Source organism: Shewanella colwelliana ATCC 39565 (assembly GCF_000518705.1).
GTDB lineage: Bacteria > Pseudomonadota > Gammaproteobacteria > Enterobacterales > Shewanellaceae > Shewanella > Shewanella colwelliana.
In genome coordinates this window covers 137,448-162,406 of sequence record NZ_KI912479.1, presented here as the reverse complement: position 1 = coordinate 162,406, position 24,959 = coordinate 137,448, and the positions used below count along the sequence as shown (strand labels likewise).

The 24,959-nt window shown below is 45.8% G+C and carries 21 protein-coding genes; 5 read left to right on the top strand and 16 right to left on the bottom strand.

The genetic code is table 11. From position 1 onward, the window contains the following. Nucleotides 1-13: 13 nt before the first annotated feature. From L876_RS0117015 to L876_RS0117005, 3 genes are all read right to left on the bottom strand, one after another. Nucleotides 14-1,171 (bottom strand): acyl-CoA dehydrogenase family protein, encoded by a 1,158-nt coding sequence (locus L876_RS0117015; protein ID WP_028764899.1) that lies wholly within the window; start codon nt 1,169-1,171, stop codon nt 14-16. Nucleotides 1,172-1,339: 168 nt separating this feature from the next. Continuing rightward, nucleotides 1,340-2,845, bottom strand: a complete 1,506-nt coding sequence (locus L876_RS0117010; RefSeq protein ID WP_028764898.1) for a CoA-acylating methylmalonate-semialdehyde dehydrogenase — start codon at nt 2,843-2,845, stop codon at nt 1,340-1,342. 160 nt (nt 2,846-3,005) lie between these two features. Then, a complete protein-coding gene (locus tag L876_RS0117005) occupies nt 3,006-4,196 on the bottom strand; it encodes a thiolase family protein (RefSeq protein WP_028764897.1) in 1,191 nt (396 codons plus the stop codon). A gap of 411 nt (nt 4,197-4,607) precedes the next feature. Here L876_RS0117005 and L876_RS0117000 point away from each other — a divergent pair, with 411 nt between their 5' ends. Together L876_RS0117000 and L876_RS0116995 are read left to right on the top strand one after the other, a co-directional pair. Further along, the gene (locus L876_RS0117000; RefSeq protein ID WP_028764896.1) at nt 4,608-5,852 is read left to right on the top strand and encodes an alpha/beta hydrolase; all 1,245 of its coding nucleotides are present in this window, start codon (nt 4,608-4,610) and stop codon (nt 5,850-5,852) included. A gap of 203 nt (nt 5,853-6,055) precedes the next feature. Further along, nucleotides 6,056-7,057: a hypothetical protein gene (locus tag L876_RS0116995; RefSeq protein ID WP_028764895.1), complete on the top strand. Its 1,002-nt coding sequence runs from the start codon at nt 6,056-6,058 to the stop codon at nt 7,055-7,057. A 55-nt stretch (nt 7,058-7,112) separates the two neighbouring features. On the opposite strand, the gene L876_RS22000 is transcribed toward L876_RS0116995, so the two are convergent. Genes L876_RS22000 through cobB form a run of 4 tightly spaced genes read right to left on the bottom strand, consistent with a single transcriptional unit; the run spans nt 7,113 to nt 9,359 of the window. Next, the gene (locus L876_RS22000) at nt 7,113-7,784 is read right to left on the bottom strand and encodes a Type 1 glutamine amidotransferase-like domain-containing protein (protein ID WP_051413169.1); all 672 of its coding nucleotides are present in this window, start codon (nt 7,782-7,784) and stop codon (nt 7,113-7,115) included. Nucleotides 7,785-7,829: 45 nt separating this feature from the next. After that, nucleotides 7,830-8,123: an antibiotic biosynthesis monooxygenase family protein gene (locus tag L876_RS0116985; RefSeq protein ID WP_028764894.1), complete on the bottom strand. Its 294-nt coding sequence runs from the start codon at nt 8,121-8,123 to the stop codon at nt 7,830-7,832. A 17-nt stretch (nt 8,124-8,140) separates the two neighbouring features. After that, nucleotides 8,141-8,605 (bottom strand): ATP-binding protein, encoded by a 465-nt coding sequence (locus L876_RS0116980; RefSeq protein WP_028764893.1) that lies wholly within the window; start codon nt 8,603-8,605, stop codon nt 8,141-8,143. Between the two features lie 10 nt (nt 8,606-8,615). Beyond that, nucleotides 8,616-9,359 carry a Sir2 family NAD+-dependent deacetylase gene (gene cobB, locus L876_RS0116975; protein WP_028764892.1) on the bottom strand — a complete coding sequence of 248 codons (744 nt, stop codon included), beginning with the start codon at nt 9,357-9,359 and terminating at the stop codon, nt 8,616-8,618. Nucleotides 9,360-9,682: 323 nt separating this feature from the next. Here cobB and fur point away from each other — a divergent pair, with 323 nt between their 5' ends. Both fur and L876_RS0116965 read left to right on the top strand, forming a co-directional pair. After that, entirely contained in the window at nt 9,683-10,114 is a 432-nt protein-coding gene (gene fur / locus L876_RS0116970; protein ID WP_028764891.1) for a ferric iron uptake transcriptional regulator, read from the top strand. A gap of 408 nt (nt 10,115-10,522) precedes the next feature. Then, on the top strand, nt 10,523-12,166 hold the full coding sequence (locus L876_RS0116965) for an FMN-binding glutamate synthase family protein (RefSeq protein ID WP_028764890.1): 1,644 nt from the start codon (nt 10,523-10,525) through the stop codon (nt 12,164-12,166). A 57-nt stretch (nt 12,167-12,223) separates the two neighbouring features. On the opposite strand, the gene L876_RS0116960 is transcribed toward L876_RS0116965, so the two are convergent. The 9 genes from L876_RS0116960 to sdhC form a co-directional block, all read right to left on the bottom strand. After that, nucleotides 12,224-13,378, bottom strand: a complete 1,155-nt coding sequence (locus tag L876_RS0116960) for an OmpP1/FadL family transporter (RefSeq protein ID WP_028764889.1) — start codon at nt 13,376-13,378, stop codon at nt 12,224-12,226. 259 nt (nt 13,379-13,637) lie between these two features. Further along, the gene (gene sucD / locus L876_RS0116955) at nt 13,638-14,510 is read right to left on the bottom strand and encodes a succinate--CoA ligase subunit alpha (RefSeq protein WP_028764888.1); all 873 of its coding nucleotides are present in this window, start codon (nt 14,508-14,510) and stop codon (nt 13,638-13,640) included. Beyond that, entirely contained in the window at nt 14,510-15,676 is a 1,167-nt protein-coding gene (gene sucC, locus L876_RS0116950) for an ADP-forming succinate--CoA ligase subunit beta (RefSeq protein WP_028764887.1), read from the bottom strand. Before sucC ends, sucD begins: the two co-directional genes overlap by 1 nt. Before the next feature lie 101 nt (nt 15,677-15,777). Next, nucleotides 15,778-16,968 (bottom strand): 2-oxoglutarate dehydrogenase complex dihydrolipoyllysine-residue succinyltransferase, encoded by a 1,191-nt coding sequence (gene odhB, locus L876_RS0116945; RefSeq protein WP_028764886.1) that lies wholly within the window; start codon nt 16,966-16,968, stop codon nt 15,778-15,780. 32 nt (nt 16,969-17,000) lie between these two features. Further along, a complete protein-coding gene (gene sucA / locus L876_RS0116940) occupies nt 17,001-19,823 on the bottom strand; it encodes a 2-oxoglutarate dehydrogenase E1 component (protein WP_028764885.1) in 2,823 nt (940 codons plus the stop codon). 214 nt (nt 19,824-20,037) lie between these two features. Beyond that, complete coding sequence (locus L876_RS0116935) at nt 20,038-20,745, bottom strand: succinate dehydrogenase iron-sulfur subunit (protein ID WP_028764884.1); 708 nt, start codon at nt 20,743-20,745, stop codon at nt 20,038-20,040. A gap of 10 nt (nt 20,746-20,755) precedes the next feature. Next, complete coding sequence (gene sdhA, locus L876_RS0116930; RefSeq protein ID WP_028764883.1) at nt 20,756-22,522, bottom strand: succinate dehydrogenase flavoprotein subunit; 1,767 nt, start codon at nt 22,520-22,522, stop codon at nt 20,756-20,758. After that, complete coding sequence (gene sdhD, locus L876_RS0116925) at nt 22,523-22,870, bottom strand: succinate dehydrogenase, hydrophobic membrane anchor protein (protein WP_028764882.1); 348 nt, start codon at nt 22,868-22,870, stop codon at nt 22,523-22,525. Then, complete coding sequence (sdhC, locus tag L876_RS0116920; RefSeq protein ID WP_028764881.1) at nt 22,864-23,259, bottom strand: succinate dehydrogenase cytochrome b556 subunit; 396 nt, start codon at nt 23,257-23,259, stop codon at nt 22,864-22,866. The genes sdhD and sdhC overlap by 7 nt, the downstream gene beginning before the upstream one ends. Before the next feature lie 413 nt (nt 23,260-23,672). On the opposite strand from sdhC, the gene L876_RS0116915 reads away from it, so the two are divergent. Next, nucleotides 23,673-24,959: a citrate synthase gene (locus tag L876_RS0116915; RefSeq protein ID WP_028764880.1), complete on the top strand. Its 1,287-nt coding sequence runs from the start codon at nt 23,673-23,675 to the stop codon at nt 24,957-24,959.

The following is a 24,959-nucleotide window of genomic DNA, read 5'->3' as shown; positions in this document are numbered from 1 at the left end:
TCCTTGGCGACAATTACAGGATTTGGCTAGCATTTTCGTCGAGTAAACGACGAGCAATGATAAGACGCATGATCTCGTTAGTTCCCTCTAATATCTGATGCACACGCACATCACGGAAATGGCGCTCTAACGGATACTCACGGATGTAACCGTAACCGCCATGAAGCTGCAAGGCCCCATCACAAACGGCAAATCCGATATCGGTCGCAAACCGTTTAGCCATGGCGCAATAAGCTGTCGCTTCAGGATCGCCACTGTCGAGTTTAAATGCGGCTAAACGTACCATCTGCCTTGCTGCGACAAGCTCTGTTGCCATGTCGGCTAGTTTAAACTGCAATGCTTGAAACGCGGCAATGGGCTTACCAAATTGCTTGCGCTCGTTCATGTATTGCGTAGCGCGCTCCAGAGCTGCCTGGGCTGTTCCCACTGAACAGGTAGCAATATTAATACGACCACCATCGAGTCCCTTCATCGCAAAGGTAAAACCTTGGCCCTCTTCACCGAGTAAGTGAGTGATAGGAACACGCACATTGTCAAAGGTGATCTCTCTAGTTGGCTGCGCATTCCAGCCCATTTTATCTTCCGCTTTACCATAGGTGATCCCAGCAGCATCAGCAGGTACCGCAATCGCTGAGATCCCTTTAGGTCCCTCTTCGCCCGTGCGGCACATCACCACGAGCATTTCGGTCGAGCCAGCACCAGAGATAAACATCTTGGCACCTGAGATCACATACTCATCGCCATCACGTACCGCTTTAGTTTTCAATGACGCCGCGTCGCTACCCGCACCCGCTTCGGTTAAACAGTATGAAGCAAGCTTTTCCCCCGTGGTCAATGACGGTGACCACTCATCACGCAGCGTTTGAGAACCAAAACTGGTGATCATCCAAGTCGCCATATTGTGAATCGTTAACATGGCAGTGGTTGCCGTGCAGCCCATCGCCAACTGTTCGAAAATAATCGATGCATCGAGGCGAGAAAGTCCCATGCCGCCCTCTGATTCGGGCGAGTACAATGAACAGAATCCGAGTTCGCCCGCTTTTTGAATCACATCTTTTGGAAAGTGATGCTCTTCATCCCACTTAGCGGCATAGGGTGCAAGTTCTTCTTGGGAAAATTGTGTCGCTAGTTCAGCAAACTGACGCTGGTCTTCATTCAGATTGAAATCCATCTGATCGCTCCTTGTGCACCTTTAGTTCTGCGCCATATTGCGTTATCACAATGGCTTTATTTGTGGCGGTGCGTTACTTGTTGATTAATGTATTTAACGTGTTTTGGCGACAAAGCAATTGTCACCATGAAAGGCCTAAGAAGAGTTAGCTTCCTAGGCCTTAGTTATTTACTTCAGTGCTATGGTCATATTTGGCGCATGATGTTCAGCTTCGCTGATATCAGACTCAAACCAGCGTGCGGTGATGGTTTTGGTTTCAGTATAGAAACGCACCGCTTGCTTGCCGTAGGCATGTTGATCACCATAGAAGCTACCCTTCCAGCCCGTAAATGAGAAGAAAGGAAGTGGCACAGGAATAGGAACGTTGATGCCAACTTGACCCACTTCGATATTGTGTTGATATTTACGCGCAGCCGCGCCACTGGCGGTGAAAATAGATGTGCCGTTGCCGTAAGGACTAGCGTTTACAATCTCAATCGCCTCTTCTAATGTCTCGCTTTCCATGCAGCACAGTACAGGCCCAAAGATCTCCTCTTTGTAGATACTCATCTCTGTCGTCACATTGGTGAACATAGTCGGGCCAACCCAGTTGCCTTTCTCGAAGCCTTCAACGGTAAAGTCGCTACCATCAAGCAGACACTCTGCCCCCTCTTCTTTACCTTGCGCAATCAGCTTTAACACGCGCTCTTTTGCCGCAGGGCTGATAACAGGGCCATAGGCCGCCTCTTTATCATCCCAAACACCCGGTCTGACTTTAGCGATAGCATCACGTAGCTCTGGGATCCATTTCTTAGCTTCGCCAACGAATACCGCCACAGACAACGCCATGCAGCGTTGACCAGCAGCCCCTACAGAGGCACCCACAAGGTTATTGATCACTTGCTGCTTATTGGCATCTGGCATCACCACACAGTGGTTTTTCGCACCAGCAAAAGCTTGCACACGCTTAAGATTGTCGGTACCGGTTTTATAGATATATTGACCCACTCCGACAGAACCAACAAATGAGATCGCCTTGATATCTTCATGGGTAAGCAGCACGTCAACCGCCGTCTTATCGCCATGTATTAATTGTAAAACACCTTTAGGCGCACCAGCTTCTTCAAACAACTCCACTAGACGCTGAGGCGTCATAGGATCTTGCTCCGAAGGCTTAAGTACAAAGGTATTACCGCAGGCGATGGCCAATGGGAACATCCAAAGTGGAATCATGGCTGGAAAATTAAATGGTGTGATCCCCGCACAGACACCCAGCGGCTGGGTATAACTATAAGTGTCTATGCTACGAGCCACATTCTCGACCGTCTCTCCCATAATAAGGCTTGCAATATTACAGGCATGCTCGGCCACTTCGATACCGCGCCATACATCACCCTTTGCATCCTCAAAGGTTTTACCCGTCTCTTGGGCTAGAATAGTTGCGATTTCATCATGATGAGCTTTAAGCAAGTGCTGATAGCGAAACATTACCCGAGCACGCTCTGATACAGGGACCTCTTTCCAGGTGGTAAATGCCTTTTTAGCACTGGCTATGGCAAACTCAACTTCATTGACGGTCGCCGCGTTAATGGTCGCGATAACCTCGTTATTAGCTGGATTTGTCACAGAGATCTGTTGTTGGCCTTCACCTAAGGTAAATTGACCATCGATGTAATGTTTCACTTGAGTTGTCATATCGCTTTCCTAAGATCTTTTATCGCCAAGCGTTATTAAACGCTCAAGCAGTTGTTCTATGTAAGTGACAGCAAAAAACTCACATAATTAAAAGGATTATCGTGTTAATAGAGAATAAACCGTGCGGGCTAACCGCTTAAGTGCTAGCCCTTCATATCCATTAGAGTTCAATGGCCATCGCCGTCGCTTCACCACCGCCGATGCACAATGACGCCACGCCTCGCTTAAGACCTTTGGCCTTAAGTGCATGAATAAGTGTCACCAATACGCGAGCACCTGAACATCCGATGGGGTGACCTAACGCACAGGCACCACCATTAATATTGACTTTAGCGGCATCCAAACCTAGTTCAGAGATAGCCAGCATAGTCACCATGGCAAAAGCTTCATTTATCTCAAACAGGTCAACATCAGTTTTATCCCAGCTTACTTTTTCAAGCAGCTTACTCATGGCGCCAACGGGTGCGGTAGTAAACATGGACGGCTCTTGAGCATGAGTAGCATGGCCTTTAATCGTCGCCATAATCGCTAACCCATTGGCGTTTGCCTGCTCACGCGTCATCAACATTAGTGCCGCTGCACCATCAGAGATGGAACTCGAGTTGGCTGCGGTGATAGTGCCATCTTTGGCAAATGCTGGTCGCAATGTGGGGATCTTGTCAGGACGAGCATTACCTGGCTGCTCATCAGTATCAACAACCATATCGCCACGTCGGCTTGATACGGTCACTGGTACTATCTCAGCTTTAAATGCACCGCTTTCAATCGCTGCATTGGCCTTTTGTAATGAGTTAAGTGCAAACTGGTCCATCGCTTCGCGGCTTAGCTTAAACTCATCGGCCGTTTGCTGTGCAAAGGTGCCCATCGCACCACCGGTATAGGCGTCTTCCAGACCATCAAGAAACATATGATCCAACACCTTGCCATGGCCCATACGCATGCCGCCGCGGGCTTTATCTAATAGGTATGGCGCTTGGCTCATGCTCTCCATACCGCCGGCGATAACAATATTAGCGCTTCCCGCTTTAATCAGATCATGCGCAAGCATGACGGTTTTCATGCCTGAGCCACACACTTTATTTACCGTCGTTGCACCCACCGATAAGGGTAAGTCAGCGCCCAATGTCGCTTGACGAGCAGGAGCTTGTCCAAGCCCTGCAGGCAATACACAGCCCATCAACACTTCGTCAATTTTACTCCCTTCAATCCCTGTCGCATCCACTAAGCCTTTTATTGCGGTGGCGGCAAGGCTAGGCGATGTCACCGTTGACAGTGAACCTTGAAAGCCGCCCATAGGAGTGCGCTTTGCTGCCACAATAACGATATCTTGGTTTGATTGCTCTGTACTCATTTTCCGCTCCAATTAAGGTACTCATGCGTCTGGCTCACATCGAGATAAAGATGTGAACTGTGATCGTCTTCAAATAATATTCACTGTGACGTTTACGCGAACGTAAAGCAAGTGATTAGTGGTCAAATCTGCATAACTTTAGTCTAAGGTTTTGTCAGTCTGTATTTACAGTCTCAGTGATACATGGATTAACCATCAATACAAAACGGGTTAATTAGACGACACGGAGAATGGATGTTGGAGGGCGTTATGAGTCATGGCATGTCGTATACTTTTGATTGCAAACAACTGATAATAAATAACTTCACTAAATATTCACCGAGTATTACCGACAATTCACTCGCCAGTAACTCAGGTTTATTCAATGCTGCTAGGCTAAATAACACGCTGCGAATACGGAGCTTTAAAGCAATGAATGCCCTTACAAAACTATTAATTTTATTGTTTACACTATTACTTTCTATCATCTCATCACCACTATCAGCCCAAGATAATGGCGTCGCAATTGTGGAAGGCTATGCCTATCACCATCAGTCAAAAGTCATGGCTGAGCAGCGTCGTTACCAAGTCGCGCTGCCCGAGCGTTACTTTGCTTCAAATAGGCAATATCCCACCCTGTATGTCGTCGATGGCGACTTTCAGTTTCAGCATGTTTCGGCAACCGTGCACCACCTTACAAGGATGGGCAAGATTGCCCCCATGATTGTTGTCGGTATCGCGAATCAAGGCCCTACTGACTATCTGTATGCCACCACATGGCCAGATAAATCTGACGAGGCATTTGGCGGTGCTGTTACCTTTCATCGCTATATTACGAATGAATTAGTACCACTTATCGATAAACAATACCGCACTAACAATAAACGAGCACTGTCAGGGTACTCGCTAGGAGGTCTTTTCACGCTTTTTAGCATGACCCAAGCTGATACCCCCTTTAATGCTTTTGTGGCCATGAGCCCCAGTGCTTGGTTCGATAACCAGAGCATTACCAAAAAACTAGATGGTGCCGCTGAGCAACAAGGTCTTAAACATCCGCTTTTTATCAGTGTTGCTAATGAACAGGAGATGGGCGTAGATACGGTGGTGCAGTGGTTAGAGCACCACGCCCCAGAGAGCCTGTTGTGGCAGTTTAAGTCTTACCCTGAGGAAAATCACTTCACAACTGCATTGCCCGCACTTTATGATGCGCTCACCTTTCTTAGCCCAGATTATGGCGCCGATGGTGGAGAGATGTTGGCCATGGGCGATGTGGAGCAGGTGTTGAGCTATTTTGAAACCAGCCAGTCACAATGGGGCGGATTTGAATTTGAGTGGTTACAAGCCTACCAATTCGCTAAATACCTATTTTGGTCCAAACAAACTGACAAAGTTGATCAGGTATTAGCCCAGATCGCTAAGAAGTTCCCACTCTCATTAACGATTGTTACCGTACACATCGCTAAGGGGATGAACATTAAAGGCGAACATCAGCGTGCAAAGCAGTTACTCGATAGCGTGGCCGCAGAAGGCATCAACTCCCCTGACTGGCAACACGAGCTGAGCGTCTACTATGACGCACAGCAACAAACCGCTAAAGCTGATCACCATCAACAACTCGCTCTATCGTTAGCCCAGCAATATCAGTTGCGCTCTTGGGATGTCTGGGAGCTAAAATAGCGCACATAGCTTATGAGGTGTTATGACCGACATAACGCCTAAGTCTTTACATGCCAGTAAAATCTTTACATGGCACTAAAATCTTTCATCCGCCCCAGCCACACAAACTAAAAATTCATTTGATAATCATGTTTTTAATATGTTACTAAGGACAAGTCTTTACGGCTGTTAGCAGTCATTTAACCGAATATAAGGATGATATTGTGATAGAGAGTTTGCTCACGGAAAAAGTACAATTAGGGTTTGATATTGCGACCAGTGCAACCATTATCGGCGCATTAGTTTCTTGGGGATGGGAAAGCAGAAGACGCGCGCAAAAAGAGCAGCAGATAGGGATTAACGAGCGTGCCCGTGCAACCTCTTTAGACAAAGTTCAAGAGATATTATCTGAATTCGAATCCTCATTTAGCAAATTGGTACTTGCGGGAACCAAGTTTGAAACCCCAGTCGATAGACGGGTGAAGTCCACAGACAGCGGTCTAGACTTTTCAAGATTGTCTTCACGCATCGAGGCCAGTGATGAGTTTCTCCAAGAAAATATCGCTCGTCTAGAAGAGTTTAGGGAATGGGTTGATATTTTTTATGAAAATATCCAAAAGCGCCGCTACTCACTGATTCCCGTGCTCGACTCACTCTCGGATGGACGAGAATTTTTAGAGGCATTTCTCAAAGATATCGAAGAGATCTCACAACTCCACAATAAATTAGGCTCGGGTTGGATTGGGTTATTAAATGAGTTCAATTCCGTACATTTAATGGCTAAAGAGCTACAAGAAAATTGCCAAGAAGAGGGGTTTATTAACGCCTTAATCGAAAATGAAGACTATAGACGAAAAGCATTTGCGCTTATTTTAGACGCAGATTACTGCAACTGGGTGCGCTCTTTTGCACCGAATGAAGATAAAGAAGAATTTGTTCGGCTTGTTACAGCTAATCAATACGATGAAAATATGAAATTGATGTTTGCGACTTATGTCAATTTCAGCGGTAACATTATCGAAAAACCGAGCGAATTGTATGCACAAATTCTCTATATGGCATCTTCAGAGGTGCAGTCTGCCCGAATTGAGTGTAAAGACGTGCTGATAAAACTCAGTGCTCTGAGCCATAAACTCTTAGCCAACGATCAAAATCGCCCATTATCAGCGATTGTGACAGAGTATGAATCAGATAAATTCTTCGGTAAAAACTCTTTCATTCGATAAGTGAACCGCCAGGCAGATGGCTTATATTAATCAATATAAGCCATCTGCAATGGTCTCATTGATTGATCGATAAAAGCTGTAAACCATCAAATAGCAATGGTGAACCAAACCCTAACAAACTGCCCTGTTCAAAGATAACCGCATCATCATCAGCACATAAAATTGCAGGAAACTTTGCTAGCGTTTGACTACTCAGGTGCTCTGCTGCCGTAAGTGCCGCATTGACACCGTTATCTGTCTTATCGGTATGGGGAATAAACTGATAGGGAATGAGCTGCAAGCCAGCCATGTCGGAGAGTTCGACGCCATTTTGATCGCCACACAATGTGGCCGACTCAATACTCGGGCAGAGCAACATAGCTCCAGCGCTTAAACCGATAAATCCACCTCCGGCCTTAGAGAAAGCACATAACTGCTGCGCAACCTCTCGGTCTTGAACACCTTTAAGAAAGCGATAGGTGTCCCCTCCTGCCAGGTGAATCACATCACACTGACATAATTGCTCAAAAGTTTGCAGGGAAAAACCTTGCTCTAAGTCAACGTAGCAGCAGAGATCTGCACCGAACTGCTGATAATAAGTTTGCATCTGCCGGTAATAGCGACGGTCAGGCTCATGGGAAGAGGCTAAATAGCCAATGCGAATCGCGCCAGCGATGTTGCCCAGCAAATGCCTGATGGCAGAAATGGCCGCATCACTCTTGGGGGCACTCAGTAATACAAATTTCATTAACATCCTTATTTAAACTCAACAGAATCTTTTAAATCATGGGGCTTATACTGCGCTACTATAGCTTCGCTTTACTTCAACGATTTGCACTTGATAACTTTGATACCATTTATGCTGGCCAGAGTGCTGCGCCACCTGATGTTGACTGTCTTGCTTCCAGGCCAAGATATCCGCTTCACTATGCCAATATGAGATAGCAATCTCCTCATCCCCTTCTGTCACAGCGACAAAATCGATACACCGGTATTGCTCAAAGGCCAACTGGCGCATCTTAACCGCCATCGCCGAGTAGGCTTCATCTTGATTAGCCACTTTGGCCCTAAATATGACTGCGTACATACTTGCCTGCTCCTTGCTTAAAAAGCTTGAAACTGTGCCGCCATCGACCTAATTTGTGCAATTGGTACCCCATGACGATTGCGACGGGCACACAACTGCTGATGAGCACTATCAGTGGGATCCCCTATCAACACAATTCTGACTTGGTAGCCTAGTGCTTTTGCCGCAGCCTCGTAAGCCATAAACTCCCAATGCGCCATATTGGTGTTATCACAAATAACAATGGGCTCATTGCGGCTTAATGCTTGGATAAAAAAAGTCAAGTTTTGTTGATGGTATTGAGATAGCTTACGGACATTGAAACGGTACTCGCCATCCTCAATAAACAACGCATCGGTTGAAAAAATCCCTCGCTGGCGCAGTGCAATTGCATCATTAGGCGTTTGTGTCAAAATAAACTGCTCAACCCAATGGCTCTTACCACTCCCAGGTAAACCACGCATAATGATGGCCAATTTACCGCTTTTATCCCCTTCACTCATAGTAATTATTCTATCCTTGCGCCGCTAGGTTCACCTGATCACTGATGATCTGTCCTTGCAAGATCTGCTCAACAAGTTGCGGGACTATTTCACTAGCTTTGCCTTGGAGGTGATACTGGAATTGACTATGACGATCGGCTTCAATCAGATTCACTTCCACCGTTTGTGCTCCATGATGATTAGCGGTATCGACAAAGCCGGCTGCAGGATACACAGTGCCAGAGGTACCAATAGCAATAAACAAGTCACAGGTATCTAAGGCATGTTGAATACGATCTAAACCAATTGGCATTTCACCAAACCAGACCACATGGGGTCTCAAGCGTTGTGCTGGAATACAGCAAGTACAGGTATGGTGCACGCTAAAATGATCGGTGAGCAAAAAAGTTTGCTGTGAACGAGGACAACGACCCTTTGTCAACTCGCCATGCATATGTAATAAACGCCGAGAGCCCGCGCGCTCATGTAGATCATCAATATTCTGTGTCACCACTAAAAGCTGACCATCAAATTCATTCTCTAACCGTGCTAACGCCAAATGAGCCGCATTGGGCTCGACATTACCATCGTGTAGCTGCTGCCAACGTTCATTATAGAAGCGCTCTACCATTTCAGGGTCCCGTTGGTAACCTTCAGGCGTTGCCACATCCTCTATCTTATGTTCTTCCCACAAGCCATCTTGATCTCTAAACGTACGAAGCCCCGACTCAGCCGAGATACCAGCCCCGGTTAACACTACGATTTGTCGATACATCTGCGGTCCCTTTTATTGTCATTATTATGTCCCTAAAACCAGCTTACAATTGAGAAGTTAGGGATTCTTATATTTACCAAACCCTGCCATAATTTTTCGCAGCAAACTATTGGGCATTAGTATAAATAACACTACAAAAAGTATGCTTAAATTGCAGTATTTATCGCACAGGTAGGTCCAATTTAGCGCAAAAAATTGCCTAAGCGAACAATATGCAAGATCAAAGGTTTAAGTTTTCAAATTCACCCCCTATAATGGTTTGCAATATCAACTACCGAACCTGTATTGGCTTTGCTAATGGTTCTGCAATCAAGAGATTAATAATGACAGATGGAAATCAAGCGCTAAAGAAAGCGGGATTAAAGGTCACCTTACCACGCGTCAAGATCCTCGAACTCATGCAGGGACCCGAAAACCAGCATATCAGCGCGGAAGAACTATATAAAAAATTGCTCGATCTAGGTGAAGAGATCGGATTAGCAACCGTTTATCGAGTATTGAACCAATTTGACGATGCCGGCATTGTATCCCGTCATCATTTTGAAAGTGGCAAAGCCGTTTTTGAACTATCATCACAACATCATCATGATCACTTAGTCTGTTTATCTTGTGGTAAAGTCATTGAGTTTTCAGACGATGTCATCGAGCGTCGTCAAGATGAAATCGCAATGAAGCACAACATCAAACTGACTAACCACAGTTTATACCTTTATGGTGTTTGCACTAACGATGAGTGCGACCACGGCGAGGCCTAACACTGAATAGCTAACCTACGGCACAATACCAAAGGGTTGCATATCATCACGAAAAAGCCAGCATAGCGCTGGTTTTTTGTTACTTATCCGTGTGCAATGATTAAGGAGTATTTTGCGCATCATTGACAGGATAAATGAAAAACAAATAAAAGGATTATTGAAAGTTAGTCCTCCGTATTCCCAGCCAGCCCCATCAATTAAGCAATATATCGTATCAATAATTAATACCTGCATCGATAAGTAAGCGACTCACACCTTAATGCCTGATCACTCACTTGCGTATGCGCTTGTTGCAACCTTAGTAAACAATTTAAATAAATACCCTTTAATAAGAGACTTATTATTTAATCCAAATATAATCACGTTATGTCACCAGACAATAAATAGCAGTTTTTACACGGAGGTACTATGACCATAATGCAACGAGTATTTTGGTTGATTGCCACATTAGGCAACATCATCGCGCTGTCCCTATATGTAAACCAAAGCTCTGTCGCTAGCACACTTTTGCTAGCCTTCACGCTAGGCTATACGGCAATAGGCAGTTACGATCTGTATATCAGCCCACACACACTCAACAAACTCTACCCAGTGGTTGCCTACTTACGCTACTTTTTAGAGTCTTATCGGGTTGAAATTCAACAATATTTTATCGCTAATGACACCGAAGAGAAGCCCTTTAATCGAGAGCAGCGCTCTTTGGTCTATCAACGCGCTAAAAATGTACGTGATACTATCGCCTTCGGCACCCAACGTGACCTCCTCGAAGAGAACTACCTCAGCTTGTGGCACTCGCTATCGCCTAAGCACCTAAGTGATGACGTCAAACGCATCACCATAGGGGGACCCGACTGCATTCAACCCTACGATGCGGCCTACCTCAATATATCGGCGATGAGTTTTGGCTCACTAAGCGCCAATGCAATAGAAGCACTCAACCTCGGTGCAAAACATGCGGGCTGTTACCATAACACTGGCGAGGGTGGCGCAAGTCCCTATCACTTAAAGCATGGGGGAGATATTGTCTGGCAAATAGGCTCAGGACTATTTGGTTGCCGTACCGACGATGGCCGGTTTAACCCTGTCACCTTCGAAAAAATGGCCGCTAAGCCACAGATTAAGATGATTGAAATTAAACTCAGTCAAGGGGCAAAACCGGGTCATGGAGGGGTACTCCCCAAAGCAAAAATCACCCATGAAATTGCGATGATACGACATATCCCTATGGATAAAGATTGTGTCTCACCCGCTGTCAATCCAGAATGCACAACGCCAATTGCCCTACTGCAATTTGTTAAAACCCTGCGAGAATTGAGCGGCGGAAAACCGGTTGGCTTTAAATTGTGTATTGGTAATCCGGCTGAATTCCTAGCTATCTGCAAAGCCATGCTTGAAACTAATATTCTTCCCGATTTTATTACCATTGATGGTGCAGAAGGTGGCACAGGTGCAGCCCCAGTTGAGTTCAGTAACCGTTTAGGTATGGTCTGTTTAGAAGGTGTCTATTTTGTTCATAACGCATTAGTCGGCGTGGGCCTGAGGGATAAAATTAAACTAATCGCATCAGGCAAAACGGCATCAAGCTTTGATTTACTTGCTAAAGTTGCCATGGGGGCCGACATTGTTAATGCGGCGCGAACCATGATGCTGGCCATAGGCTGCATTCAATCTCGTCACTGCAACACCAACCTGTGCCCAACAGGCATCGCCACCCAAGACCCTGCTCGTTCTCACGCTATCGATGTCGAAAGCAAAAGTAAGCGAGTAAAAAACTTCCAACAAAATACCCTGAAAAGTTTCTATGAACTGGTGGGTAGCATGGGACTAGATAACCCTAACCAACTTACACCCAATATGCTTAAACGACGCTCTCCCTATGGCTTATTGATCTCCAGTGGCAGTTTAGTTGCACCGCTCGCACATAATGCTCTACTAACTGGCCACATCAAAGACTCAGCATGGACAACCTGGTGGCAGCAGTGCAGCGCGGCGAAATTTTATTGTGAAGACACCTATGTGTTGACCCCTGCAGAATTTAAACACTCACGCTAGTACTAGGTATTGGCGCGCTTATCGTACTGGGCTAGCGTGAGCCTTTGCAATAGTGAGTTAAAAGCTTAATGACAGCCCAACAAAATGAAGCCGATTATTGCTGTAGTAGCCAGACGGCTGTATCGGGTTCAGTGCATTACCTGTTATCTCGCCATCTCCTAATGACTGATACTGGTAGGCAAGGCCAAGCTCACTGCCTGTTTTCAATCTCTTCACAGCACCGATACCTACTCGCCATTGCTTATCAAGCGGTAGCAATACATCGCGACTTTCAGCAGTCAAGGGACTGCTATCCAAGCTCATTCCCGCTTGCAAGGTCCACTTCGTTAACTCGTAACTGAGTGCAACACCACCACCCCATGTGTCGCTGTATCGCTCATCGTACTCGCTCCATTGCTGCCAATTACCACTCACCATTAACGTTACGGCAGCGTTCAATTGATGCGCCATCCCCATATCAACAGATTGTGGCCAGTTAACATCAATCGCCTGAGGCGAGATAACTTGACTCGTTAAGTCTAAATTATGTTTAGCCCCATAGTTATAGGTCAAACCCAAATGAGTCTTCTCCGACAAGTGATACATCGCCCCTAACGCAAAAGATGGTGCCCAGTTATCACCAACAAGACTGCTCGCCTTATCAGTGCCCTGAAACAGATCGATCTCAACTTCCGCATACTGGGCAATGATAGACGCACCTAATGACCAGCTGTCATTAGCTTGGTAGGCCAAAGATGTCGTTAAGTTGACAATGGCAATGTTATTGTCATTGATGATATTTAATGGACCTCCGGCCACACCATTATCGTAGCTAAGTCCCAGTCCACCAGGGGCGTGTACGCCCATGCCGACAACCCAACTATCATCAAGGCGTTTACCATAGGAGAGGTTTGGGGTAAATTGTCCCGCTTCACCAGTGGTTCTCTCATGCGGTCGCCCTGCACTATTGCCTGTAAAATCAGACTCAACATCTAAGTATTGAACACCGATCATGATACTACTATTGCTAATGCCTCTTAGCCCAGCTGGATTGGCCATCACTGCCGATGCATCGCGGTTGTTGGTGACATTCGCAACACCTGCTGTCCCAATACTTTCAGCAGTTGCCAGCTGAGATAGGCTTAAGCCAGCAGCGGAAACATTTGCAACCATTGCACTGGAACCCAATACAATAGTGATTGAAAGCAAGAGCTTTTTTGTAGCGTAATTCATCGATGTCCCTTAGCTGAAGTGTAAAAGTCATCACGACTCGATAAAGGATTATCCCTCTCACGGCGTAGTCGCGATAATGAATAATATCTATAAGTGATATACGCATTTGATATCAAAGTTAGCAAAGTCATTAACCCTGGGGGTAATGCTAACGAAAAATTGGCAAAAACGATGAACAAAATTGGGGCTTGGCAAAAATGCCGTTTTTAATCCAATAAAAAAGGCGCCCTAAGGCGCCTTTTTAACTGGTTGGAAAAAATTACCAACCCGTCTTAGTACGTAGTGCACTGCCAATATCTGCAAGTGAACGAACTGTCGTTACGCCTGCTGCTTCTAGTGCGGCAAACTTATCTTCTGCAGTACCTTTACCGCCAGCAATGATCGCACCAGCGTGACCCATGCGCTTACCTTCTGGTGCAGTCACACCAGCAATGTAAGATACAACAGGCTTAGTCACGTTAGCTTTGATGAACTCAGCCGCTTCTTCTTCAGCAGTACCACCGATCTCACCAATCATAACGATTGCTTCAGTTTGTGGATCGTTTTGGAACATTTCCAATACGTCGATGAAGTTAGTACCAGGAATTGGGTCGCCACCGATACCAACACATGTTGATTGGCCGAAACCTTCATCGGTAGTTTGCTTAACCGCTTCGTACGTCAAAGTACCAGAGCGAGAAACAATACCTACTTTACCAGGCTTGTGGATGTGACCAGGCATGATACCAATCTTACATTCACCCGGGGTGATAACACCTGGGCAGTTAGGACCGATCATGCGAACGCCTGTTTCTTCAAGCTTAACTTTAACTTCAAGCATATCCAGAGTAGGAATACCTTCAGTAATACATACGATTAGCTCAATGCCACCGTCGATAGCTTCAAGAATGGCATCTTTACAAAAAGGTGCTGGTACATAGATAACTGTCGCTGTTGCGCCAGTTTCAGCCACGGCATCTTTTACAGTATTAAATACTGGAAGACCTAAGTGAACTTGACCACCTTTTCCAGGAGATACACCACCAACCATTTTTGTGCCATAAGCAATAGCTTGTTCTGAATGGAAAGTACCTTGACCACCAGTGAAACCTTGACAGATAACTTTGGTATCTTTATTGATTAATACAGACATTATTTGCCCTCCGCAGCAGCAACAACTTTAACCGCAGCATCAGTAAGTGACTCCGCTGCAATAATGTCAAGACCAGAGTTAGCCAATACTTCGCGACCGAGATCTGCGTTAGTACCTTCAAGACGTACAACAACTGGCACTTCAACACCCACTTCTTTGACAGCGCCAATGATGCCTTCAGCGATCATGTCACAACGTACGATGCCACCAAAGATGTTCACAAGAACAGCTTTAACATTGTCGTCAGAAAGAATGATCTTAAATGCTTCAGCTACGCGCTCTTTAGTTGCTCCACCGCCTACGTCTAGGAAGTTAGCTGGCTTGCCGCCGTGCAGGTTTACGATGTCCATGGTACCCATTGCTAGGCCTGCACCGTTAACCATACAACCCACGTTACCATCTAGAGCAACGTAGTTAAGCTCAAATTTAGCCGCATGTGCTTCACGAGCATCATCTTGTGATGGATCGTGCATATCACGGATTTTTGGTTGACGGAACAACGCATTGCCATCGATACCGATCTTACCGTCTAGACAGTGAATATTGCCTTCGGTCGTGATAACAAGTGGGTTGATCTCTAGCAGTGCGAAATCATGGTCGTTAAACATCTTAGCAAGACCCATGAACACTTTAGTGAACTGCTTCATTTGAGTTGGGTTTAGACCCAACTTGAAGCCAAGATCACGAGCTTGGTATGGTTGAGGACCAGTCAAAGGGTCGATAATTGCTTTGTGAATCAACTCCGGCGTTTCTTCAGCCACAGTCTCAATCTCAACACCACCTTCAGTTGATGCCATGAACACAACACGACGCGTCGCACGGTCTACAACGGCACCAAGATAAAGTTCGTTAGCGATATCAGTGCAGCTTTCTACTAAAATTTTAGCAACTGGCTGACCTTTCTCATCAGTTTGGTAAGTCACTAAGTTCTTACCTAACCAATTTTCAGCGAATGCTCTGATCTCTTCTTTATCGCCGGTAACTTTAACGCCACCTGCTTTACCACGGCCGCCTGCGTGTACTTGACACTTAACAACCCACATATTTCCGCCAATATGGCCTGCTGCTTCTACCGCTTCTTGAGGGGTGTCACATGCAAAACCTTCTGACACTGGTAAACCATATTCGGCAAATAGGGATTTTGCCTGATACTCATGCAAATTCATGATGATCTATCCGTATACTTCTTATCAAATCCAACCAGCTCATCAGAGCCAGTAGCGAGGGTAATGCCTATCAAATTGATAGGCATTGAATCAACGTCGTCTTACAGGTCGAGTAGTAGACGAGTTGGGTCTTCGAGGAAGTCCTTAATGGCAACCAAGAAGCCAACAGACTCACGACCATCGATAATACGGTGGTCATAAGACAGTGCTAGGTACATCATAGGCAGAATTTCTACCTGACCATTAACTGCCATTGGGCGATCTTTGATGGCATGCATGCCTAAAATCGCGCTCTGTGGCAAGTTAAGGATTGGCGTAGACATGAGTGAGCCAAACACGCCACCGTTAGTCACGGTGAAGTTACCACCCGTCATATCATCAACGGTCAACTTACCATCGCGGCCTTTAATAGCGAGTTCACGTACATTACGCTCAATATCAGCTAGGCTCATTGTGTCAGTATCACGCAGTACTGGAGTAACTAGACCACGAGGGGTAGATACTGCGATACTCACATCAAAATAGTTGTGATAAACAATATCATCGCCATCAATTGATGCATTCACTTCAGGGAAACGCTTAAGGGCTTCAGTCACCGCCTTCACGTAGAAAGACATGAAACCTAGGCGAATGCCGTGACGCTTTTCAAACACTTCTTGATATTGCTTACGAATGTCCATGATTGGCTTCATGTTCACTTCGTTGAAGGTGGTCAACATAGCTGTTGAGTTCTTCGCTTCAAGTAGACGATTAGCAATAGTCTTACGTAGACGCGTCATTGGTACACGCTTTTGACTACGCTCACCTAGTGGCGCTACGACCGCAGGGGCTGCAGCGGGCTTCGCTGCAGGCGCTGATTTAACGAACGCTTCAACATCTTCTTTCGTGATACGTCCGCCAACACCAGTACCTTTAAGCTTTGATGCATCAACATTATGTTCAGCAATCAAACGACGTACAGATGGACTTAGCGCATCATTAGACTCATCGCTAGCCGCGTCTTGAGGCGCTGCAGCTTCAGCTTCAGCTTTAGACACTTCCTGGCCAGCAACCGCACCCGCTACAAATTTAGCGATCACAGCTTCACCCAGAACGGTGTCACCTTCTTCAGCAAGAAACTCTACGATTGAACCATCTTCTGGCGCAACCACTTCGAGAACAACTTTATCTGTTTCGATATCAACTAGGTTCTGATCGCGAGAAACTTGTTCGCCAGCCTTAACATGCCAAGTGGCAATAGTTGCATCAGCAACAGATTCTGGCAGTACGGGTACCTTGATTTCGATACTCATGGATCACTATCCTTTTTATAAATTGTCTATTACTACAGTTTTAATGCGCTATTAATTAAAGATTCTTGCTGTTGGGCATGCAGTCCTGGATAACCACAAGCCGGTGCAGCAGATGCTTCACGACCGGCGTAGGTTAGCTGTGCACCTGCAGGGATTGCCGACCAGAAGTGGTGCTGGCTACAATACCAAGCTCCCTGGTTTTGTGGCTCTTCCTGACACCAAACAAAATCTTTAACGTGCTGATACTGGGCAAGGATCTTGTCCATATCTTCATGCGGGAACGGATAAAGTTGCTCAACACGAACTAGGGCAACATTAGTAACGTTCTCTTTACGACGTTTTTCAAGCAGTTCGAAGTAGACCTTACCGCTACAGAACACAACGCGATCAACCTTACTCGTGTCTTGCTCATCAATTTCAGCAATCACGTTTTGGAAGGTGCCAGAGGCAAGTTCTTCCAAGCTAGATACGGCTAATGGATGACGCAACAGAGACTTAGGTGACATAACGACTAATGGGCGACGCATTGGTCTAACGACCTGACGGCGCAACATGTGGTAGACCTGAGCTGGCGTCGATGGCACACAAACTTGCATATTGTGGTTTGCACACAGTTGCAAGAAACGTTCTAGACGCGCACTTGAATGCTCAGGACCTTGGCCCTCGTAACCATGAGGTAATAGCATGGTCAGGCCACACAATCTGCCCCACTTCTGCTCACCTGACGATAAGAACTGATCAATAACCACCTGAGCACAGTTAGCAAAATCACCAAACTGCGCTTCCCAGATAGTCAAACCACCGGGTTCAGCTGTCGCGTAACCGTATTCAAAAGCCAAGACCGACGCTTCAGATAGCACTGAGTCAGAGATATCGATAGGGCCTTGATCGTCCGTTACCTGACGCAAAGGCAAATAAGCGGTCGCATCGTTTTGATTATGCAGCACGGCATGACGATGAAAGAAAGTACCACGACCAGAATCTTGCCCAGTAATACGCACGCGTTTCTTATCTTCAAGAATCGATGCATAAGCTAAGGTTTCAGCAAAGCCCCAGTCGAGCAGTTTCTCGCCATTAGCCATTGACACACGATCTTTATAGATCTTAGCAACACGAGACTGCAACTTATGATTTTCTGGCACATAACTGATCTTTTGCGCAAGGTTTTCTAAACGCTCAAGCGACATTGCCGCCGGATAATCTTCATCCCATTCGCGATTGATATAAGGCGTCCAGTCTACAGAATGCAGTGTCATTGGACGCCACTCTTTCACGACACAATCTCCTTGATCGAGTGCATCACGATAATCATTGATCATCGAGGTCACTTCATCAGCACCAAGGGTGCTTTCTTCAATTAGACGGTCAGCATAGATCTTACGCGGCGTTGGGTGTTTCTTGATTTTTGCATACATTAATGGCTGTGTTGCACTTGGCTCATCAGCTTCGTTATGGCCGTGGCGGCGATAACAAACGAGATCAATGACTACATCACGCTTAAAGGTGTTACGGTAATCAACAGCCACCTGCGCCACAAAAGCGACGGCTTCTGGGTCATCAGCATTAACGTGGAAGATGGGTGCCTGTACCATTTTAGCAATATCGGTACAGTATTCAGTTGAACGAGTATCTTCGGTCAAGTTGGTCGTAAAACCAACCTGGTTGTTAACCACGATTCGGATACTACCGCCAACTTTAAAGGCTCGGGTTTGAGACATGTTAAATGTCTCTTGCACAATACCTTGACCCGCAATTGCACTATCACCATGAATGGTAATTGGCATCACTTGCAAGCCAGTATCACAACCACGACGGTCAAGGCGAGCGCGAACAGAGCCCATGACCACAGGGTTTACAATTTCAAGGTGAGATGGATTAAACGCAAGCGCTAGATGAACATTGCCGCCTGGCGTTTCAAAATCAGAGGAGAAACCTTGATGATACTTTACGTCACCAGAACCATTTAATACGTCGCTGTGCTTACCAGCAAACTCATCAAATAACTCTGATGGTTTTTTACCTAATACGTTGACCAGTAGGTTAAGACGACCACGGTGAGCCATGCCCACAACAATCTCTTTAGTCCCGGCTTCGCCACCGCGATAGATAATTTCACGCATCATAGGGACTAACGCATCACCACCTTCCAGTGAGAAACGCTTCGCGCCAGGGAACTTAGCACCGAGGTATTTTTCCATACCTTCTGCGGCGTTAAGGCCTTCTAAAATACGGGTTTTAGCGGATTTATCGTAATTGGCTCTACCTAAGGATGGCTCCAAACGTTGCTGAATCCAACGTTTCTCTTCGGTATCGGTAATATGCATGTATTCGGCACCAATTGAACCACAATAAGTGGCCTTCAGTGCTTTTACGAGATCTCTTAGCTGCATGGTGTCACCACCGTGCGCAAAGGAACCCGTATTGAATTCACGCTCCATATCTTCGCTAGTTAAGCCGTGGAAGGCAGGGTCCAATTCAGAGACAGCTTCACGCTTCCATAAACCGAGGGGATCCAGATTAGCATTCTGGTGACCACGGAAACGGTGGGCGTTAATCATCTGAAGAACTTTAACTTGCTTAGCATCTACGTCAGGGTCGGTCATTCGAGTTGCACTCTTATGACGGCCTTCTAACGCTAAACTACGAAAATATTCACGTACTTTAGAGTGGGCAGCTTCGGGCACATCTGCTGTTGCACCGTTGGCATGTGGGAGGTTATCAAACACCGCTCGCCAGTCATCAGAAACTGACTGAGGGTCCTCTTGATAGGCTTCATACATCTCTTCTACATAGGTCGAATTCGCACCACTTAGGTGAGACGAGTCGAGCCAGGCTTTCATGATGCCTTGGTGCATTTCTATTCCTTTCAAACTTTATACACGTGTTTAGCCAAAGTCTTAAAAATGCAATCCCAGTTAAACGCACTGCAATTGCAAAATATCTGCCGCCCCTAGAGTCCAGATTTCACGGCACATTGTAGTTCCATTACACAAAAGAGCCACTTCTCTTACAGAAGAAGTGACTCTCACTGAGCTATATAATTATTAAAATCAGCTCATTTTGTTGCATTTAAACTGCTCTCTTCAGCAACATAGACTTAATATGTCCAATCGCTTTAGTTGGGTTAAGTCCCTTAGGACATACATCCACACAGTTCATGATACCGTGACAGCGAAATACGCTATAGGCATCATCTAGCTCAGATAAACGCTCTTCCGTTGCGGTATCACGGCTATCGATAAGGAATCGATAAGCATGTAATAAGCCACTTGGACCAACGAACTTATCAGGGTTCCACCAAAATGATGGGCAAGCCGTTGAACAACAAGCACACATAATACACTCATAGAGTCCATCTAAGTGTGCACGCTCTTCTGGTGATTGCAGATGCTCACGCGCTGGCGTTTTTTCATCATTAATCAAGAAAGGCTTAATTTTTTCGTACTGCTTGTAGAATTGCGTTAAATCTACAATCAAGTCGCGCACAACAGGCATGCCAGGTAGCGGGCGGATCTCCATTTTCTTACCTTTAAAGGTCGAAATTGGGGTGATACACGCTAAACCGTTTTTACCATTCATGTTGACGCCATCACTACCACACACACCTTCACGGCATGAACGGCGGAAAGCCAACGTTGGATCTTGCTCTTTTAGCAGCATCAATACGTCAAGCACCATCATATCGGTACCTTCAGCAACTTCCAACGTATAATCCTTCATGTAAGGCTTAGTGTCTACATCAGGATTATAGCGATAAATAGCAATCTTCAAATTCATCTCAAATTCCTTAGTAGGTACGCTTAATCGGCGGGAAGGCGGCACGAAGCTTAGGCTCCATGTTGACATCACGCTTAGTCATCTGTTCAGTGACTGGGTCAAAAACACTGTGACATAACCAGTTCTCGTCATCACGGTCGAGGAAATCTTCACGTGAATGTGCACCACGACTCTCAGTACGGAAATTTGCCGCATAAGCCGTCGCAATCGCGGTCGCCATTAAGTTATCCAATTCAAGACATTCGATACGCTGGGTATTGAATTCACTTGAGTTGTCAGACAACTTAGCATTCGCTAGACGCTCACGAATTGACTTAAGTTCAGCCAGGCCTTCAGCCATCGCGTCGCCGCTACGGAATACCGAGAAGTTAAGCTGCATACATAGCTGCAGATCTTTACGGATTTTAGCTGGGTCTTCACCGTCTTTATTGCTTTCCCAACGGTTAAGGCGTTCAAGTGACTTAGCGATATCCGCGTCAGAGGCATCTTTAGGATCGGCTGTTGCGTCAAGCGCTTTACCTAAGTGTTGACCCGCTGCACGACCAAATACCACCAAATCAAGTAGAGAGTTACCACCGAGGCGGTTAGCACCGTGAACAGATACACAAGCAATCTCACCGACCGCAAACAGACCAACAACATCTTGCTCGCTGCCATCTTCATTCTTACGAATAACCTGACCGCTCACTTTTGCTGGCAAACCGCCCATCATGTAGTGACACGTAGGCAGCACTGGAATTGGACCATCTGCCGGATCGATATGAGCGAAGGTACGAGACAATTCACAAACGCCAGGAAGACGCGCTTCTAAGGTTTCTTTACCTAAGTGGTCAAGTTTTAGCAGACAGTGTGGACCTAATGGACCATCTAAACCGCGACCTTCACGAATTTCAGTCATCATTGAACGTGCAACCACGTCACGTGATGCTAAATCTTTCGCGTTTGGCGCATAACGCTCCATGAAGCGCTCGCCATCTTTATTGAGTAGGTATCCACCTTCACCACGACAGCCTTCAGTCACCAAAACACCGGCGCCAGCAATACCTGTTGGGTGGAACTGCCACATTTCCATGTCTTGCATCTGCACGCCAGCACGCATTGCCATACCGACACCGTCACCAGTATTGATATGAGCGTTAGTGGTCGAAGCATAAATACGCCCTGCACCACCGGTCGCCAGAATCGTTGCCTTGGCTTTAAAGTAAACGATTTCGCCAGTTTCAATTTCGATTGCAGTACAACCGACAATTGCGCCGTCTTCGTTCTTAACTAAATCAAGTGCATACCATTCAGAAAAGACTTCCGTCTTGTGCTTAACGTTTTGCTGATAAAGACAATGCAGTAGCGCATGACCGGTACGGTCAGCCGCAGCAGCTGTACGCGCCGCTTGTTCGCCACCAAAATTCTTTGACTGGCCACCAAAAGGACGTTGGTAAATCTTACCGTTTTCAAAGCGAGAGAATGGGAGACCCATATGCTCAAGTTCAATAATCGCTTCTGGACCGGTTTGGCACATAAATTCGATAGCGTCTTGGTCACCGATGAAATCAGAACCTTTAACGGTATCGTACATGTGCTGTTCCCAATGATCTTCATGGGCGTTACCTAGTGCAACGGTAATACCACCCTGTGCCGATACGGTATGAGAACGAGTAGGAAATACTTTAGATAAGAGCGCGCAGCTCTTACCTTCTTTAGAAATCTGTAGTGCAGCTCGCATACCTGCGCCACCGGCGCCAATAACGACCGCATCAAACTCACGTACTGGAATACTCACTTAAACACCCCACACAATAACAATGCCAGCGGCCATATAACTGAAGGCAGCCACGACGAAGACGAATTGGAGTACGCCGCGCAAACTGACGCATTTCACGTAATCAGTAAGCACTTGCCAGATACCGATCCATGCGTGGACCAATATTGCCACTAGGGCTAGCAACGTAAACACTTTCATTGGCAAGGTGCTAAATAAGCCATGCCAAACGTCATAAGTGAGAGGAGAACTAGCGGCAATGAATCCTACTAAGAAAATGGTGTAACAAGTAAGAATTACGGCACTAGCACGAATAAGAATAAAATCATGAACGCCACTGCGTCCAAGACTTGCTGCATTTGTTACCATACCCAAATCCCCGCAATGATTGATAATGCCGCTGCAATTACAAAAGCGACTTTCGCTGAAGCGTTACCTGAGTCTAACTCTTCCCAGCGGCCTGTATCCATAACGAGATGACGTAAGCCAACTACTAAATGGTAACCAAGCGCGGTAAGAATTCCCCAGACGACAAACTTAACGATAAAGTTATCAAAAAGAGATTGGATGCCCGCGAAACTCTCAGCAGATGCGAGTGATTCACTCAACAACCAGATAAGAATGCCGACGGCAAACAGCATGATGACACCGGATACACGGTGAAGGATTGACGCAATCGCTGTTGCAGGAAAGCGAATGGTCTGCAGATCTAGATGGACAGGTCTTTGCTTTTTCACGTTCTGCTCACTCTGCTCCATTGAGCATTATTTTTGTTATTTGAACCTCTTTCGAACGAAATTTGTACAGCAAGCAAACTTACCTCCTAATCTCGTTACAAAAGAAAAGTTTAAACAAACAGTTAACTAATTCAAAAATCACTAATTAAGCATGTAAATAAATGGTTTATGAGTTGGTTTGTTTGTAGCTCTTTCGAGCCGAAGCAAGTATACGCTGCGCAAATGTCAAATACAAACATCACATTATGCAAATTTTGTTTTTTTGGTAAAAAAATCTGCCAAGTTGCTGTATTGACGGGCACTTAACCGCTATTAAGACCATGGTCTAACGAATTTAAACGGTTATTTAAATTGAAATGTGATCTACATTCACTGTAAAGTATTGGCGTTTGACAAGCCGCACTCACATAAGAATGAAGTAAGGAGAACGGGGTATGGCTGATAATATAGCCAAATTGGAACTACCAGGGAACGATTCGATTGATCTGCCTATCAAAAAAGGAACGGCAGGATTTGATGTTATCGACATCAGCAAACTAGGTAGCAAAGGTCATTTCACATTTGACCCAGGATTTTTAGCAACAGCATCCTGCGAATCAGCTATCACCTATATTGATGGCGCCCAAGGTATACTTTTACACCGTGGTTACGCGATCGACGAACTTGCCGTCGATTCTGATTATTTAGATCTTTGTTATTTGCTCCTTTACGGTGAGTTACCTAACAAGGCCCAGTATGAAAAGTTTGTTCACACGGTTAAAACACACACTATGGTTAACGAGCAACTCGCATCGTTTTTCCGTGGTTTCCGCCGTGATGCACACCCAATGGCAATGCTATGTGGTGTGACAGGTGCTCTATCTGCATTCTATCAAGACTCTTTAGACGTCAATGACGAGCGCCACCGCGAAATAGCAGCGTTCCGTTTAGTGTCTAAAATGCCAACCATTGCAGCGATGTGTTACAAGTATTCAATTGGACAGCCATTTGTTTACCCACGTAACGATTTAAGCTATGCCGGTAACTTCTTAAGCATGATGTTTGCCGTGCCTTGTGAAGAGTATAAAGTGAATCCAATCGTCGAACGTGCGATGGATCGTATCTTTATCCTTCATGCGGATCACGAGCAGAACGCTTCAACCTCTACCGTGCGTCTTGCAGGTTCATCAGGGGCTAACCCATTTGCTTGTATCGCTGCAGGTATCGCCTCTCTTTGGGGCCCTGCACATGGTGGAGCAAATGAAGCGTGTCTAAACATGCTAGAAGAGATTGGTACTGTAGACCGCATCCCAGAATTTATTGCACGCGCTAAGGATAAAGATGATCCTTTCCGTCTAATGGGCTTTGGTCATCGCGTTTACAAAAACTTCGACCCTCGCGCTAAAGTCATGCGTGAAACGTGTCATGAAGTTTTAGCAGAGCTTAAGGTCAACGATCCGTTACTGGATGTTGCAATGGAACTTGAGCGCATCGCCCTTGAAGATGAATATTTTGTATCTAAGAAACTCTATCCAAATGTAGATTTCTACTCAGGTATCATCATGAAGGCCATCGGTATTCCAACGAGTATGTTTACCGTGCTATTTGCACTGGCACGCACAGTCGGTTGGATTGCTCATTGGAAAGAGATGTTAGACCAACCTGGTCATAAGATTAGCCGCCCTCGCCAGTTATATACTGGTGCTGAAGAGCGTAGCTTTGTCGAAATAGACAAACGCTAA